The following is a 14,793-nucleotide window of genomic DNA, read 5'->3' on the forward strand; positions in this document are numbered from 1 at the left end:
TTTTTATTCTCGTTTAAAGAATACGACGGCTCTCTTCCAAAATGTAGGGTCTGAAAAAATTTTTATTGATTTACATAACCTGGAAAAAGCTGTACAATGGCATGGAACAGGAGGTGGAACCGTGAACGACATTGAAAACCGCATAAAAAAAGCTCAGTCCGATTCCGCAGAGCTTGAGCAGCTTTTAGGCGACTATCTGCCTCTCTTAAAAAAGCAGGCCGGTGCGGCCGCATCTCCGCTTCTGGATTATGAAGACCGGCTCAGTCTCGCCATGCTGACTTTTGTCAGCTGCGTCCGCCAGTACACGGAGAACAGGGGCAGCTTTATCTCATTTTTCTCGGTCTGCTTTCATAACCGGATCAATGATGAAATCCGCAGGCAGAACCGGTATTGGAAGAGTATTCAGGCGCCTGGTTCCGATGCGGCCGAGCTGGAAGCCGCGGCAGGGAAAGCCTCCTTAGAGGCCTACGACAGGGAACAGGAACGTCTCTCCCTCTGCGAAGAGATTGACCGCCTTTCTGATGCGATCGGCGTATACGGCGTCGTCTGGAAAGATCTGCCCCGTATTTGTCCCAAACAGGCGCGTGCAAAAGCCACATGCCGCCAGTTAGCTGTAGCCGTACTTTTAAATCCGGAATTTCACACCATGTTTTTTGAACAGAAAAAGCTCCCGCAGGCACAGCTTGCCTCGGCCCTCTTTATCTCTCCGAAAACCATAGAAAAGCACAGGAAATACATTGTAACTCTGATCATCCTCTTATCCGGAGATTATCCCGGAATCAGAGCGTTTCTTCCACAATACAGGGAGGTGATACCGATTGAAGATGGGAATTATCATTGAAATAACAGGAAAAGAAGCTGTCATAATGAAAAATGGCGGAGATTTCGTCTCACTCCCGGCTAAAGAAGGCTGGAAAAAGGGGGATATCGTCCCTATAAAGACGAAACAGCGATCCCGCCGTTTTCTCACAGCCGCCGCTGCCATCGCCGCCTGCCTGTGCTTCGTAGTAACCGGAGGCGGTTACCACTATTATTATGCACAGGCGGCTTTAATCAGTGTGGATGTCAATCCTTCCATAGAACTGTCCGTCAACCGCCTGGACCGCGTAACCTCTTCCTCGGCGCTCAACGAAGATGGGGAAGCTCTGCTCTCTAGCGTCCGGCTGACCGGCATGGAGTGCGGGGAAGCGGTAAAAGAATTGCTGCAATCCGAAAGCGGAGAACCGTATCTGTCCGGAAATAAGAACGTGGTAGTCACCGTCTACTCAGCCAATGAGGCCAGACAGTCCCGGCTTCTGGAGGAAATCCGAGAGACGGCGGATACTACCGTGACCACGCTGCGTCCAGACGGAAATACGGAATACCGGGCTGTGACCTCCGAGGAGGTGGAAGCCGCCCATTCCTGCGGAGTGACCGCAGGCAAATATATTTACCTGCAGAAGCTGGAGGAGGCGGCACCTGAAACTGATATTACCCAGTACAGCCATTGCTCTATCGATGAAATCAAGGAACACATTTCCAACTGTGAAAACCGGCACCAAACGGATTACGAGGAATCCGGGAAGGCGGGATCCGGATCGAAATATTCCGGGGCCGAACACTCAGATTCAAGGCATTCGGTTACGGAGCACTTGGATTCGGAACACTTAGATTCAGAACACTCGGATTCAGAGCACTCGGATTTGGAACGTTCAGATTTGGAACACTCGGATTCGGAACACTTGGATTCAGAACAATCAGGTTCGAGGCATTCGGTTTCGGAAAAATCAAATTCGGAACAATCAGATTCGGAACGCTCCAGGATGGGGCACTCTGATTCGGGACACTCTAATTAGTAACACTCCGGGACGAGGTGCTCTGTTCAGGAACACTCCGAATTCGCTTCCCTGACTCATAAGTTCCCGGCTCACACACCTCCGATACCGCCCCAAAAGAATCCCTTGCCAAATACAGCCAGAACTGCCATATCGCAACAGAAGTTAAGGGGGTACCAAACATGTTAGGCTTATATATTTATCCGCCGCCGAAAGGAACCGAATACACAGCGGCCGATCTTGAACAGCCGGATAAAGTTATCGAGTTATTCGGCTACTGCGGTATTTTAGAAGGCCTGATCACCAAAGAAGGCTGGGACTTTCTAATTTATTTATATGGGTATGAAAAGCTTTTCGAGATGGATAAGGTTGGAATGTGGTTTGATGTTGAAACGATCGAAGAGTATATGGAAAATGTTCAGTATGAAAGAGCGATCTCACCCGATTCCTAATGCGGCACATTTCCCTGAATGGAGACGAAAAATATGTATTACCAAAACTGGTCTGAGTTAAAAAAATTTAATCCTGTCAAAGACGGAAAATGGGATCAGGAACTCTTGTATGAATATCTGGTATCTAGTTGTTATAAAAATTTTGAGCGGCCGCTTAATGACTTTTTCAGTTCCTACCAAAATGATGAGGGTTTGGCGGAATTACTCTTTGACTTCCTGTTGAATGAGGAGTATGATGGTTCCGAATCACAAATAGGAGCGGCATTTTATCTCTCTAAATTTGATAAAACAATCCTAAAAAAGAAGAAAGATTTGCTATTGCAGGCCCAGCAGAATCCCGTTGATTGGAAACGCCCATTTAAAGATAACAGTTATCTGGAATGGCTTTAAGTTTTATGCTTTAAGTTTTAGACTTTAAGTTTCAACCTTTATGCTTCCCCCATATTCCAGTCCTCCCCTCAAAAAACAATCAAAAAATCAAACCATAAGGAGAAAACAATATGCAGACTATCATCATAGTATTAAACCCCGGTAAACTAATAAATCCCGATCTGGACTTACGCTATCTCATACCAGACCGCGTCAGCGAAATCACAGAAGGCGCCATACGTGATAACGGTTACGATTATATTGACTGCGAAGGCGCCGGCCCGCTGCTGGGAATATGGCTCGAGACAGAGAACGCCGCCCAGAGCTGGCCTGTCATTGACAAGCTGTTCCACGAAGAGAAATTTTTAGACAACGACTTATCCCAGTCAGCAGAACTATATATTTCTGAAAATGAAACAGAAGACCTGGAAAACTGTACGCAGGTTTTCCCCGCATAAAAACCAGTTTTTCCTCACAATAATCCCCATATAAAAAGTCGAAAACTGCCAAAATAATTCTCAGCAGTTTTCGACTTTTTTACAGGGAATCATGCGTGCGCGCTCTCGCTCTTCTGTCCCGGACCGACTGAATCACCGGCACCAGGAACATGGCGATAATACCCCCGGCAAACCCATTGTTATAAAGATTCATTCCTCCATAGACGATTCCCACGTTCAGCGCCACAGATGCGTGCAGGAATCCGGCCAGCACACCCGCTACCACGCCGAACTCACCGGCGATCGGAGCCAGCGTCGTGGAGAGTAAAAGGGCCAGCATGGCGCTGGGATCGGAGATATTCCACGTCTTCACAAAACTTCCCAGAATCACTCCGGCCATAACCGGAAGTATGTTCCTCAGATGCTTTCCCGTGGCACTGAATCCGACGATGGTAAAGATACCTCCGATAGTCGGACCGTTCAAATCTCCCCCAACCAGCAGCACAATCAGCGTGGAAGCAATTCCATTGACGCCCATGTTAAACAGTGTCGGCGCAAAGCCCTCACTTTTCACGTAATCGGTGCCGCTTAAGCCATACGTCTTCCAGATTTCCATATACCGCTTCCAGACCGACTCCGCGATGAGGCAGGAAAACACGATCATACCGCCGAACAGCCCGAGAAGCAGTCTGGCAAAAAGCACGTCATTTCCCGTGGACCAGATCAGACGAGCCTCCGTCTGTAGCCCAAAGGATCTCATCAGAGAGACGATAACCGTCGCTATAATTCCCGATGCAAAACCCACATTGTAAAGGGAGTAGCCCTTATGGGAGTAATGAGTATGTGTGGAAAGCGGCGGCAGTACGAACCCGATGATTATCCCCACAAGTATGCTGAGCGGCAGCCTTACGGCCAGCGGCAGATGTCCCACCGTCATAAGCTGGGTAATAATCGGTGACAGGCTGGTTCCATAGAAACCAACATAGATGTACCGCGTAACTGAGGTCTTATGATAGAAGGCATAAAGACAGACCCCCATCATGATCGACCAGATATTTAAGATATTCTTTCCGAACAGAGAAAAACCAAACATTAGAAAGCAGGAGGTAATCGTGTGGCCGCTCATCTCCATCCCCAGATAATAGACAATGGCAATGGAAATCAGAGCCATCACACCGGCGTTGACAAACGCGGCCCCGATTCCTCCGATCGCAATATAATCCGTAATCAGGAAATCCGGTTCCCTGATAATCGTAATAATTCCCTTTAATACTTCATTTACCGGCTGGAGAAACAGTCCCGCAGCCATAAAATAAACCGGCACCAGGGCAAGAATCAGAAACTTTGTCCGTCTTGACAAAGGTCCGTGATTTCTGAACTTGTGTAATAATTGTCCTGTCATGTCGTTTCCTTCCCATATTACTTAATATCAGTACCGGATTATTTTATCATACTATTTTATCGGTGAAAAGCGTTAAAAAAAGAACAATATCCGGCAGCGGTACCGGATACTGCTCTTTTATTATCTGCGCCTTAAATGCATTTCATGTATCCTTAATGTCTCTGTTCTCTGACTATTTTCGTAAGCTGTATCACCACAGTCGGTATTACCGCCAGCAGATAGACCAGTCCGATCTGGCTGCCGGTCAGAGGTGCGACGGAAAACAGTCTTTCCAGGAACGGTACAAACATCACCAGACTCAGGAGTGCGACACCCGCCAGAAATGCACCCAGACTGTACCAGTTTCCCGAAAATCCAATTCGGAAGATCGAATGGCTGCTTCGGCAGTTAAATCCGTGGAACAGACGCGCCAGTGTCAGCGTACAGAACGCCATGGTGCTGGCGACCGCGGCGCCGCCCTGGTTCAGTCCCAGATGGAAGGCTGTCATGGTACAGACAGCGATCAGACCGCCCTGCAGAAACAGCTTCATCATGAATTCCTTTGTCAAAATTCCCTCTTTCGGATTTCTCGGTTTCTGAGACAGCAAATCCTTTTCCGCCGGCTCCATACCGATTGCGATGGCCGGAAGCGAGTCCGTCAGAAGGTTGATAAACAGCAGATGTACCGGTGCAAACGGAACGGGAAGCGCCATGATGGACGTGTACAGTACCGACAGGATCCCCGCCATGTTGCCTGATAATAAAAACTGTATTGCATTTTTGATGTTTCGGTATACGTTACGGCCGTTGGCCACAGCCTTGATGATGGTTGCGAAATTGTCGTCCGCCAGAATCATGGAAGCCGCATCCTTGGACACCTCGGTTCCCGTAATTCCCATGGCTACACCGATGTCTGCTTTCTTAAGGGCCGGCGCGTCATTGACGCCGTCTCCCGTCATGGATACGATATTGCCTCGTCTCTGCCATGCATCGACAATCCGGATCTTATTTTCCGGAGACACCCTGGCGTAAACGGATATCTTCGTAATCTTCCCATCCAGTTCCTGATCGCTCATGGCGTCCAGTTCCGTTCCTGTAACCGCCAGATCGCCTTCTTCAAAGATACCGATCTGCTTCGCAATGGCCGTCGCCGTGATCTTATGGTCACCGGTAATCATAACCGGGCGAATTCCGGCCCGTTTGGCGTCGGACACGGCCTCTTTCGATTCCTCCCTCGGCGGATCCACCATGGCTACCAGTCCGAGGAATGTAAAGCCGTTCTCCGTTTTTAAGGAGAGAACGTGGTCGTCTTCCACCTCTTTATAGGCAAATGCCAGCACACGCAGACCATTCTGGGAGAATTCCATATTCTGGCGGTTGATTTCCTCCCGGTCTGCCTCCGTAAAGTCCCGGATTCCTTCCGCGGTGCGGATATGGGTTGTCCGGTCTAAAAGGACATCGACAGCGCCCTTCGTCAAAATAGTAGGCACACCATGCAGTTCATATTTGGTACTCATCAGCTTTCGGTCGGAATCAAAGGGAATCTCTTCCAGCCGAAGCATCATTGTCCGCAGCACATCGTCATTGACGCTTACTTTTCTGGCCATTTCCAGAAGGGCATACTCGGTGGGATCTCCGATTCCCTTACCGTCAACGAGGGTGGAATCATTGGTCAGAATCGAATCGTATAAGATATAACGGTGAAGCTGTTCGTGCAGATCCAGTTCTTCCGGACGGAATGTATTTCCGTCAATGTAAATCTCCTGGACCGTCATCTTATTCTGGGTCAGGGTTCCTGTCTTATCGGAACAGATAACAGAGACGCACCCCAGACTCTCTACCGCCTTCAGTTCCTTGATGATAGCGTTTTCCTTTGCCATCTTCTGCGTTCCCATGGCCTGCACAATGGTTACGATGGAACTGAGTGCCTCCGGAATCGCCGCCACGGCCAGCGCCACGGCAAACATCAGAGAGTCGAGAATCGGCATTTTCCGGTATAAGCTTAAGGCGAATACAATGGCACAGATGACCATGATCACCGCCGCCAGACGTCCGGAGAACTGGTCCAGACTCACCTGAAGAGGTGTCTTCTTCTCCTTTGTCGCATTCATCAGACTGGCGATCTTACCGATCTCCGTATCCATTCCCGTTCCTGTCACCACCACCATGGCCCTTCCGTAAGTGACAAGGCTTCCGGAATATACCATATTGGTCCGGTCCGCCAGAGGCATCTCGCCGTCGATCGTCCCTTCCTCCTTATCCACGTTGGTCGATTCTCCTGTCAGGGAGCTCTCATTGACCTGAAGCGAATAGTTGTTTAAGATTCTTCCATCGGCCACCACCATGTCTCCCGCTTCCAATAGGAGAATGTCGCCGGGAACCACCTTGGCAGACGGGACCTCGATCTTCTGACCGCCGCGGATCACCTTTGCATTGGGTGATGAAAGGCTCTTTAAGCTCTCCAGGGACTTCTTCGCTTTTTCATGCTGTACGGTTCCTAAGATCGCATTCAAAATAATAACCGCCACGATGACGATGGTGCTCTCCACATTTCCCGAAAACATGGAAATAACGGCCGCCGCAATCAGGATCACCACCAGAAGATCACAGAACTGCTCCGCAAATACTGCAAGCACGCTCTTCTTCTTTCCTTCCATTAACACATTTTCGCCCTTTTCAAGGAGAAGCGTTTCCGCCTGACTGGCTGTAAGCCCCTCCTTCGTCACATGCAGTTCCTTTAATATTTCCTGTTCGTCTTTCTGATACCAATCCTTCAAATTTTCCTCCATTCTGCCGTTTCCAAAAAAACGGCTCTGCATCAAACATAAGCAGAATCCACAAACCGTCCGGTTCACCAGCCTCTCGCGCTGGAGCGAGGTTGCTTCAGCAGCCAAATTTCCTTGGCGCGGAGGGCGCATCCTGCCCGGAGGGCTTTTTATGTAATAGGAGTACTTTTCTATTACACAAGAAAGAGTCCGGCGAGCCGGACTCTCGCGCCGGAGCGCGGTCGCTTCAGCGGCCATACTTCCTTAGCGCGGAGTGCGCATCCTCCCGGAGGGTTTTTATTTCATAGGACGGACTTTCCTATGAAATAAAAAAGACTTTTAATGTACCTATTATTAAGAAATAACCCATTTCTCAAAATAAATACATTAAAAGTCTGGTAACCAACTGTTGGTATGCATCACCAGACTGTTTTCACAGCCAGGATGTTGATGATGCACTAAAACTACTCCCTCTTAATGAATCTGATTCAGCAGATGTTTCGTATTCGATTTGTGATTAGTAGTATATCCGTTTTCGTAAGGGGTGTCAAGGCATATTTGACATTTTTTCTCATCTGAGGCGATCTTCACAGATTCTTAATCTCGCCCCTTTGCCCTCTCTTCCCATGGAACCGTGCTGTTCACCAGTTCTGCAAAACGCTCCTGGGACGGCGCTTTCCCCTTGATTTTGGGAGGAAATGTCTCCTCAAATTCCAGGAACGCCGGATCTGTCACTGGCGGAAGCTCGTAGGCCGGTCCTTCCGAATATCGGCCTTTTATCGATGCCGCGGCCTCCGGTTTCAGCAAACAGGCCAGAAGCGCCGCCGCACACTGATTCTCCCCGTTTCTGACGCCGTACGTTTCCGCAGGCACAAAACCTGTCTTTGAATAGTAATCCGGGTCTCCGTAGATAATAATAACGTCAGCTCCCATGTCTGCCGCCAGCTTCTTCGAGGTTTCAATGAGCCGTTTTCCGATCCCCTGCCCCTGATAAGCCGGCAGGACGCTGATCGGCCCAAAGGTCACTGCCGGATGAGTCGTTCCATCGTCACACTGAATCTCCGTGCGGGCATACATGATATTTCCGACAATCCGCCCGTCCCGCACTGCCACGAAATCCAGCTCCCGGATAAATTCCGGCCTCTCCCTCATAAGATGTGCCAGATAATGCTCACAGCATCCCGGCTCGTGGACGTTCCAGAATGCCTCTCTCGTCACTTCCTCTGTCTCGCGGTAATCCCCAGGTCTCTCGTTTCTGATCATTACATCCATTTGCCGTCTCCGTTTCCATTTCCCTTTCAAAGGGAATTATTTATTCACACCAGGGCCAGTTTATTTCAATCCACATTTAGATCCCCGCCAGCTGCATACCCTAAAAAAGTTCCTGCCAATCTGATTATATATGGAGCCGCCCTTCCAGTCCCTCATAATCGACCGTAACCGTCCTTCCATCCTTCATCTCCAGAACAACAGGACCGTAAGCCCCGCATTTCTCTTTATCGGTATAGGTGATGCTGCGGATCGGGAAGAGGTCTTCATCCCGCCATTCTTCCTGGCTCTTCTTTGTCAGAATTACGCTGATCATCGCATACGGAAGATATTCATAGTATCTCTTCCTGCGGCTGACGCCATACATGATGCAGCTCTGTTTCGTCACGGCGCTTACGCCCTGTCTCGACATGATTTCAATGTCATCGAATCCGCCGTAGATGACCATCGCCATCTGCCCTTGTGAGGACTTTAAAAGAATGGCCTTGGCCCCCGTCTTCTGATCCGTGCGGATTCTCACATCGACGCCCGAACGGTCCACATCCGGCATTCCATAGGAGCCCAGCGTCAGGGTATACGGCTTATCCGGGATCCTGGTCCTGTCCACGCGCACGATGCCGTCCGCCACCGGAAAATCGGCCAGATCGATCGACGCCTTGTTCTGGAAGGTAAATTCGAATTCAAAATATTCTTTCCGGTAGAGCACTCCATCCTTCACACCGCCGTACATCAGGATATTCGGAATCAGGCTCTTCACCCTTCCGTCGTAGGTCACGCTGTACTGCATGGCCTCGATTCCCTTGAAATCAAAGTCTTCCCATAAAAACTGGCTGTTAAAGGACAGTCGGGAGTAGGTATTGAGGGATGGATTCTCTTTCTTCATCAGGACCTTCGCCGTCCTGAATTCCGTAATTCCGGTATCCTTATGATTATCCACCACGATTCCCGGACCGTCGAGCACCGTGGTTCTCACTTCCCTGTCCTTCATCTCCTCCCAGACTCCGTTCGTCTCCGTATCGGTCCAGAACGGATGGTCCTCCGGAAGCGCCAGGCAGACGAATGCATTGGCGATCCAGAAGGGGCTGGCTGCGCAGCTGTAAGTCTGAATCAATGGCTGGAATGGCCCGTAGAAGCCGAGGCATGGTACGCCCTCATAGAAACACTCCTCCCTGGAAGCAAACTGCAGCACGGCGCCTGAGGCGATCCTTCTGGCCAGTCCCGGCTCCGCAGCCGGATTCTTCAGGAGGAAATTAGCCGCCAGCGGGGCCGATGCCGCACTTCTGTAGATGCCGCTTCTCCCCCACATGGTCACGTGGCCCTCTTCATCAAACATGCGATGGAAGGTCTCCACCAGACGGTTGGAATATTCCTCAATCTTCGCCGCTACGTACGGCTCCTTTTCATAGCCGTACCACTGGTTCCACAGCGGTCCGTACACATGAAAGGCCCATGGACAGTAATAATCAAATAAATGGCCGTCGCGGTACCAGCCGTCCCCCGCGTAATAGGAGAGAATGGCGGCCGCATGATCCCGCATCATTCCATGATCGATCGGGTATCCCTCCCTGTCCAGAAATGCCAGAATCAGCATGTTGAACAGACGCCAGTTGTGGTGGCCCGTATACGAGTGGCCGAAATTCGACAGGTAATCCGCAATGCGGTCCTTCTCTGCCTTCGTATAATTCTCCCAGATTACTTCCCGGCACATGGACAGGCCGATCACCAGGGATGCACACTCACACGTGTGCTGGAATGCCATCTCCCCCTCCTGCGCCTCCGGAAATATCTCCTCCACCCGAAGCAGATAATTGGATGTTCCGGGCGTAACGGAGAGAAGAATCTGTTTTGAGTAATACTCCTTAAGAGAGTAACCTCCCGCCGCTGCCTCCGGCTCGTTATGGAGCAGCGGAGCAGCGATCAAAAAGCTCCTGGCGAGTCCCTCGAACCGTTCCGCCGCAATTCTCCATTTCGGCCCGTCCGGCTGCGGATAGCTGACCTTTGTCTCATGGCGCAAAACCACGATCGGATCCTCCAGCTTCTCCACATGCTCAAAAATTCCCTCCAGGAAAAAATGGCTGATACCAATCCAGTGTTCTCTTGTCATTCCCGTATAGGGACTCCGTTTCTCATCCGGATTTTCTACTGTAAACTTCATCGTTCTTCCCCTCTCCGCCTCTCAGCTCTTCTCTTTTTTGTATACACAGACACCGCCCACATACGTTTCCAGCACGGCAGTGTCCTTTATTCTGTCGGGTGCGCACGCCCTGATGTCCCGTTCCAGCACAGCAAAGTCCGCCAGCTTTCCCACTGACAGCGTCCCCTTTTCCTGTTCCTCAAAACTGGCCTCCGCACCCATGGAAGTATAAGTGGATATCGCCTCTTCCACCGTAAGCGCCTGCTCCTTCAGAAATGTCTTGGTCCCATCCAGTGTGGTGCGGGTCACCGCGCACTGAATTCCCGCCATGACATCCGGCCTCTCCACCGGGCAGTCCGACCCGTTAGAGACTGAGACTCCCATGGATAGCAGCGTCTTAAACTGATACGTCTCTCCAGCCCGCTCTGCTCCGATCCGGGCCTCCACGATATGATTGTCGTAATCGAGAAAAATGGACTGAATGTAGGCGTGCAGCTTTAACCTCCGAAATGCCTCCAGAAGCCTGCCCGTCGTAATCTGGCAGTGGACAATTCCATGCCGCCTGTCCATGCGGTCCGGATTAGCTTCCACAGCCCGTTCATACGCTCTCACTGCCATCTCCATGGCGCCGTCCCCGATGGCGTGTACGGCGATCTGCATCCCCGCCTCATCGGCCAGGGTGATCAGCTTCTCCAGCTCTTCCTGGGTGTAGATGGCGATCCCTCTCTCATCCGGGTTCTCCCCATCCTCGTAAGGCTGACTGAGAAAAGCAGTTCTGGCCCCCAGGGATCCGTCCGACAGAAGCTTCAGCGGCCCGATTTTAAAATATGCGCTTCCCTGGCCTGTGCGGTAGCCGCGCGCCAGAAAATTCTCCAGCTGCTTCATGGTCGGAAGCAGGCACTGTTCGTAGACCCGTACCGTCATCGCGCCCTCCCGTTCCAGTTCCCGATACGCCTCCAGCACCGTCTCAAAGGGTACACCGGGAAATGCCGCCAGATCATCGGTCTGGCTCGATGTGACGCCGCGGCTGTTCAAATCCCTCATGGCCAGACGGAGATACTGTTTCAGCTCCTTCTTCGTCGGCTTCGGGATGCTCCCATGGATCAGATCCACGCCGAATTCCCTGAAAATCCCGACAGGTTGTCCATCTTCATCCATGTCGAAACAGCCGCCTTCCGGCTGTGGTGTCATCCTCGTAATCCCGGCGGCCTCCATGGCCTTCGTATTGGCACAGGCAATGTGGCCGCAGGCGCGGATCACCAAAATGGGATGCTCCGCGGACACCCGGTCCAAATCGTACCGGTTGGGAAAACGTTTCTCATCCTGAAAGTAATCGTGATTCCATCCCCGGCCTACCACCCATGTGCCCGGAGCAGGCTTTTCCTTTGAAATAAAATGGGAAAGGGCGGAGCACATCGATTCCAGGGACGAGGTCGCCGCCGTCAGATCCACAAGCTTCAGCGTGTGGCCGTAATTCAGCAGATGCATATGGGAATCGTTAAATCCCGGAACGACAAAATGGCCGTCCAGATTATGGTACACCGCATCGGAACAAGTCTCCAGATCAGTAAGGTTCCCCACGCCGGCAAACCGTCCGTCCTCGACGGCCATCGCCTCTGCGTCTCTCCCGGTTCCCGTATAGATAACTCCATTATAATAGATTTCCCTCATTTTTTATATACCTCTCTGAAAAAACAGGCAGCAAAACCGGATATTCTCCGTTTCTGCCGCCTGTCAGATTTTTTTAGGAATTTCTTCTGTCGGAATCTCTTCTGTCAGAATCTCTACGATCAGAATCACGTCTGTCAGAATCTCTTCTGCCGCCGTCGCGTCTGCCGGAATCTCTTCTTCCGGAGTCTCTTCTGTCAGAATCTCTTCTGCCGCTGTCCAGGGTTGATACATCCACATTGGGATCCATATCGCCTGGCTTCATGCTTAAGTTGATTCTTCCCATCTTATCGACTTCCATAACCCTTACAGTCACTTCATCGCCGATATTTACCGCGTCTTCCACTTTCTCTACGCGCTTGTCGGATAATTTGGAAATGTGAACCATACCATCCTTGTTCGGTGCCAGCTCCACAAATGCGCCGAAGTTCATAATTCTGACAACCTTGCCCTTCATGATGGCGCCCGCTTCGATGTCTGTCACGATGCTCTTGATAATCTCAATCGCGCGTGCAATCATCTCCTTATCGGTTCCGCATACGGATACGCTTCCGTCGTCGGAAATGTCGATCTTAACGCCGGTCTCCTCGATAATCTTATTGATTACCTTACCCTGCTTGCCGACAACATCGCCGATCTTCTGAGGATCGATGGAGATCTGCTCGATCTTCGGAGCGTACTTGCCAACCTCTGTACGCGGCTCTGCGATTGCCTTTGCCATAACCTCGTCAAGGATGTAGATTCTTGCTTCTCTCGTTCTTCTGATGGCCTCTTCGATGATCGGTCTTGTCAGGCCGTGAATCTTGATATCCATCTGAATCGCGGTGATGCCCTTGTGAGTACCGCCAACCTTGAAATCCATGTCGCCGAAGAAATCTTCCAGACCCTGGATATCGGTTAATACGATATAGTCATCATCGGTATCGCCGGTCACCAGGCCGCAGGAAATACCTGCTACCGCGGATTTGATCGGAACACCAGCCGCCATTAAGGACATGGAGGAGGAACAGATGCTGGCCTGAGAGGTGGAACCATTGGATTCCATGGTCTCGGATACGGTACGGATTGCATATGGGAACTCTTCTTCTGATGGAAGCACCGGAACAAGAGCTCTCTCTGCCAGCGCGCCATGGCCGATCTCACGGCGTCCCGGTCCTCTGGATGGCTTTGTCTCGCCAACGGAGAATGACGGGAAATTGTAATGGTGCATATATCTCTTGGATGTCTCCATATCGTCGATGCCGTCTAATCTCTGGCTCTCGGATAATGGAGCGAGTGTACAGATGTTTAAAATCTGAGTCTGTCCACGTGTAAACATGGCGGAACCGTGTACTCTCGGGAGCATATCGATCTCAGCCGCCAGAGGACGGATCTGATCGACAGCACGGCCATCCGGACGCTTGTGGTCTTTTAAGATCATCTTGCGGACAGTCTTCTTCTGATACTGATAGATGGCCTCTCCCAATACTGCCAGCCATTCTTCCTTATCAGCAAATGCCTCTTCCAATTTAGCGGTAATATTTCTGATATTGTCTTCTCTTGTCTGCTTGTCATCTGTGAAGACCGCTACTTCCATCTCTTCCTGCGGAACGATCTCCCGGATGGCTGCGAATAATTCTTCCGGAACCGCACAGCTGATGTAGGTATGCTTCGGTTTTCCGCACTCTGCCACGATGGTGTCGATAAATTTGATCACTTCCTGGTTTACGGAATGAGCCTTAAATATCGCTTCGATCATGATATCTTCCGCAACCTCATTGGCTCCTGCTTCGATCATGATTACTTTTTCTCTGGTAGAAGCGACTGTGAGCGCCATATCGGACGCCTGTTTCTGCGCCTGAGTCGGGTTCACAACCAGTTCACCGTCAACCATACCGATCTGGGTCGTCGCACATGGACCGTCAAACGGGATATCGGATATACAGGTCGCAATCGCGGAGCCTAACATAGCGGTAAGCTCAGGGCTGCAGTCCTGATCTACGGACATAACGATGTTGTCCAGTGTCACGTCGTTGCGGTAATCCTTCGGGAATAACGGTCTCATCGGACGATCGATAACACGGGAAGTCAGAACGGAATTCTCAGAAGCCTTTCCCTCTCTTTTATTGAAACCGCCAGGGATCTTACCTACTGCGTATAATTTCTCTTCGTATTCTACACTTAACGGGAAGAAATCGATGCCCTCTCTTGGCTTGTCAGATGCTGTCGCAGTCGATAATACAACAGTATCTCCGTAATGCATAAATGCAGCGCCGCTGGCCTGCTTCGCAACTCTGCCAACTTCTACCGTTAAGGTACGGCCGGCAAGTTCCATGCTGTAACTCTTGAACATGTTTGAATCTCCTTTTGATTATAATTAATATATATATTATAAGCAGAGGAGGGCCGAAACTACTGATCTGCGCGCAATAAGAATCAATGCCGCTTATTACGCGTACATCAGCGGTCTCGGATTTTCCCTCCGCTTTTAATACGCACGTTTCATTTCTCTGATAATAGACAGA

11 protein-coding genes are annotated in these 14,793 nt (G+C 50.6%); 5 read left to right on the top strand and 6 right to left on the bottom strand.

The window, feature by feature from the left end; translation table 11 throughout:
- Positions 1 to 121: 121 nt before the first annotated feature.
- The 5 genes from DFR60_RS00965 to DFR60_RS00985 all read left to right on the top strand — a co-directional run bounded on the left by DFR60_RS00965 (position 122) and on the right by DFR60_RS00985 (position 3,093).
- A complete protein-coding gene (locus DFR60_RS00965; RefSeq protein ID WP_167437472.1) occupies positions 122 to 841 on the top strand; it encodes a sigma factor in 720 nt (239 codons plus the stop codon).
- Positions 825 to 1,835: an anti-sigma-I factor RsgI family protein gene (locus tag DFR60_RS00970; protein ID WP_243004966.1), complete on the top strand. Its 1,011-nt coding sequence runs from the start codon at positions 825 to 827 to the stop codon at positions 1,833 to 1,835. The genes DFR60_RS00965 and DFR60_RS00970 overlap by 17 nt, the downstream gene beginning before the upstream one ends.
- 161 nt (positions 1,836 to 1,996) lie before the next feature.
- Positions 1,997 to 2,266, top strand: coding sequence for a hypothetical protein (locus DFR60_RS00975; RefSeq protein WP_110321206.1), 270 nt, complete (start codon positions 1,997 to 1,999; stop codon positions 2,264 to 2,266).
- A 33-nt stretch (positions 2,267 to 2,299) separates the two neighbouring features.
- Complete coding sequence (locus tag DFR60_RS00980) at positions 2,300 to 2,656, top strand: hypothetical protein (protein ID WP_110321207.1); 357 nt, start codon at positions 2,300 to 2,302, stop codon at positions 2,654 to 2,656.
- A 110-nt stretch (positions 2,657 to 2,766) separates the two neighbouring features.
- Complete coding sequence (locus DFR60_RS00985; protein ID WP_110321208.1) at positions 2,767 to 3,093, top strand: hypothetical protein; 327 nt, start codon at positions 2,767 to 2,769, stop codon at positions 3,091 to 3,093.
- A 79-nt stretch (positions 3,094 to 3,172) separates the two neighbouring features.
- Here DFR60_RS00985 and DFR60_RS00990 read toward each other — a convergent pair whose 3' ends face one another.
- The 6 genes from DFR60_RS00990 to DFR60_RS01015 form a co-directional block, all read right to left on the bottom strand.
- Entirely contained in the window at positions 3,173 to 4,474 is a 1,302-nt protein-coding gene (locus tag DFR60_RS00990) for a DUF1576 domain-containing protein (protein WP_110321209.1), read from the bottom strand.
- Between the two features lie 152 nt (positions 4,475 to 4,626).
- Positions 4,627 to 7,230, bottom strand: coding sequence for a cation-translocating P-type ATPase (locus DFR60_RS00995; protein WP_110321604.1), 2,604 nt, complete (start codon positions 7,228 to 7,230; stop codon positions 4,627 to 4,629).
- A gap of 585 nt (positions 7,231 to 7,815) precedes the next feature.
- On the bottom strand, positions 7,816 to 8,490 hold the full coding sequence (locus tag DFR60_RS01000; RefSeq protein WP_110321210.1) for a GNAT family N-acetyltransferase: 675 nt from the start codon (positions 8,488 to 8,490) through the stop codon (positions 7,816 to 7,818).
- 124 nt (positions 8,491 to 8,614) lie between these two features.
- The gene (locus DFR60_RS01005; protein ID WP_110321211.1) at positions 8,615 to 10,642 is read right to left on the bottom strand and encodes a DUF2264 domain-containing protein; all 2,028 of its coding nucleotides are present in this window, start codon (positions 10,640 to 10,642) and stop codon (positions 8,615 to 8,617) included.
- 21 nt (positions 10,643 to 10,663) lie between these two features.
- Positions 10,664 to 12,292 carry an amidohydrolase gene (locus DFR60_RS01010; protein WP_110321212.1) on the bottom strand — a complete coding sequence of 543 codons (1,629 nt, stop codon included), beginning with the start codon at positions 12,290 to 12,292 and terminating at the stop codon, positions 10,664 to 10,666.
- 73 nt (positions 12,293 to 12,365) lie between these two features.
- Positions 12,366 to 14,621 (bottom strand): polyribonucleotide nucleotidyltransferase, encoded by a 2,256-nt coding sequence (locus tag DFR60_RS01015; RefSeq protein ID WP_110321213.1) that lies wholly within the window; start codon positions 14,619 to 14,621, stop codon positions 12,366 to 12,368.
- Between the last annotated feature and the right edge of the window lie 172 nt (positions 14,622 to 14,793).

This window comes from Hungatella effluvii (genome assembly GCF_003201875.1).
GTDB classification, from domain to species: Bacteria; Bacillota; Clostridia; order Lachnospirales; family Lachnospiraceae; genus Hungatella; species Hungatella effluvii.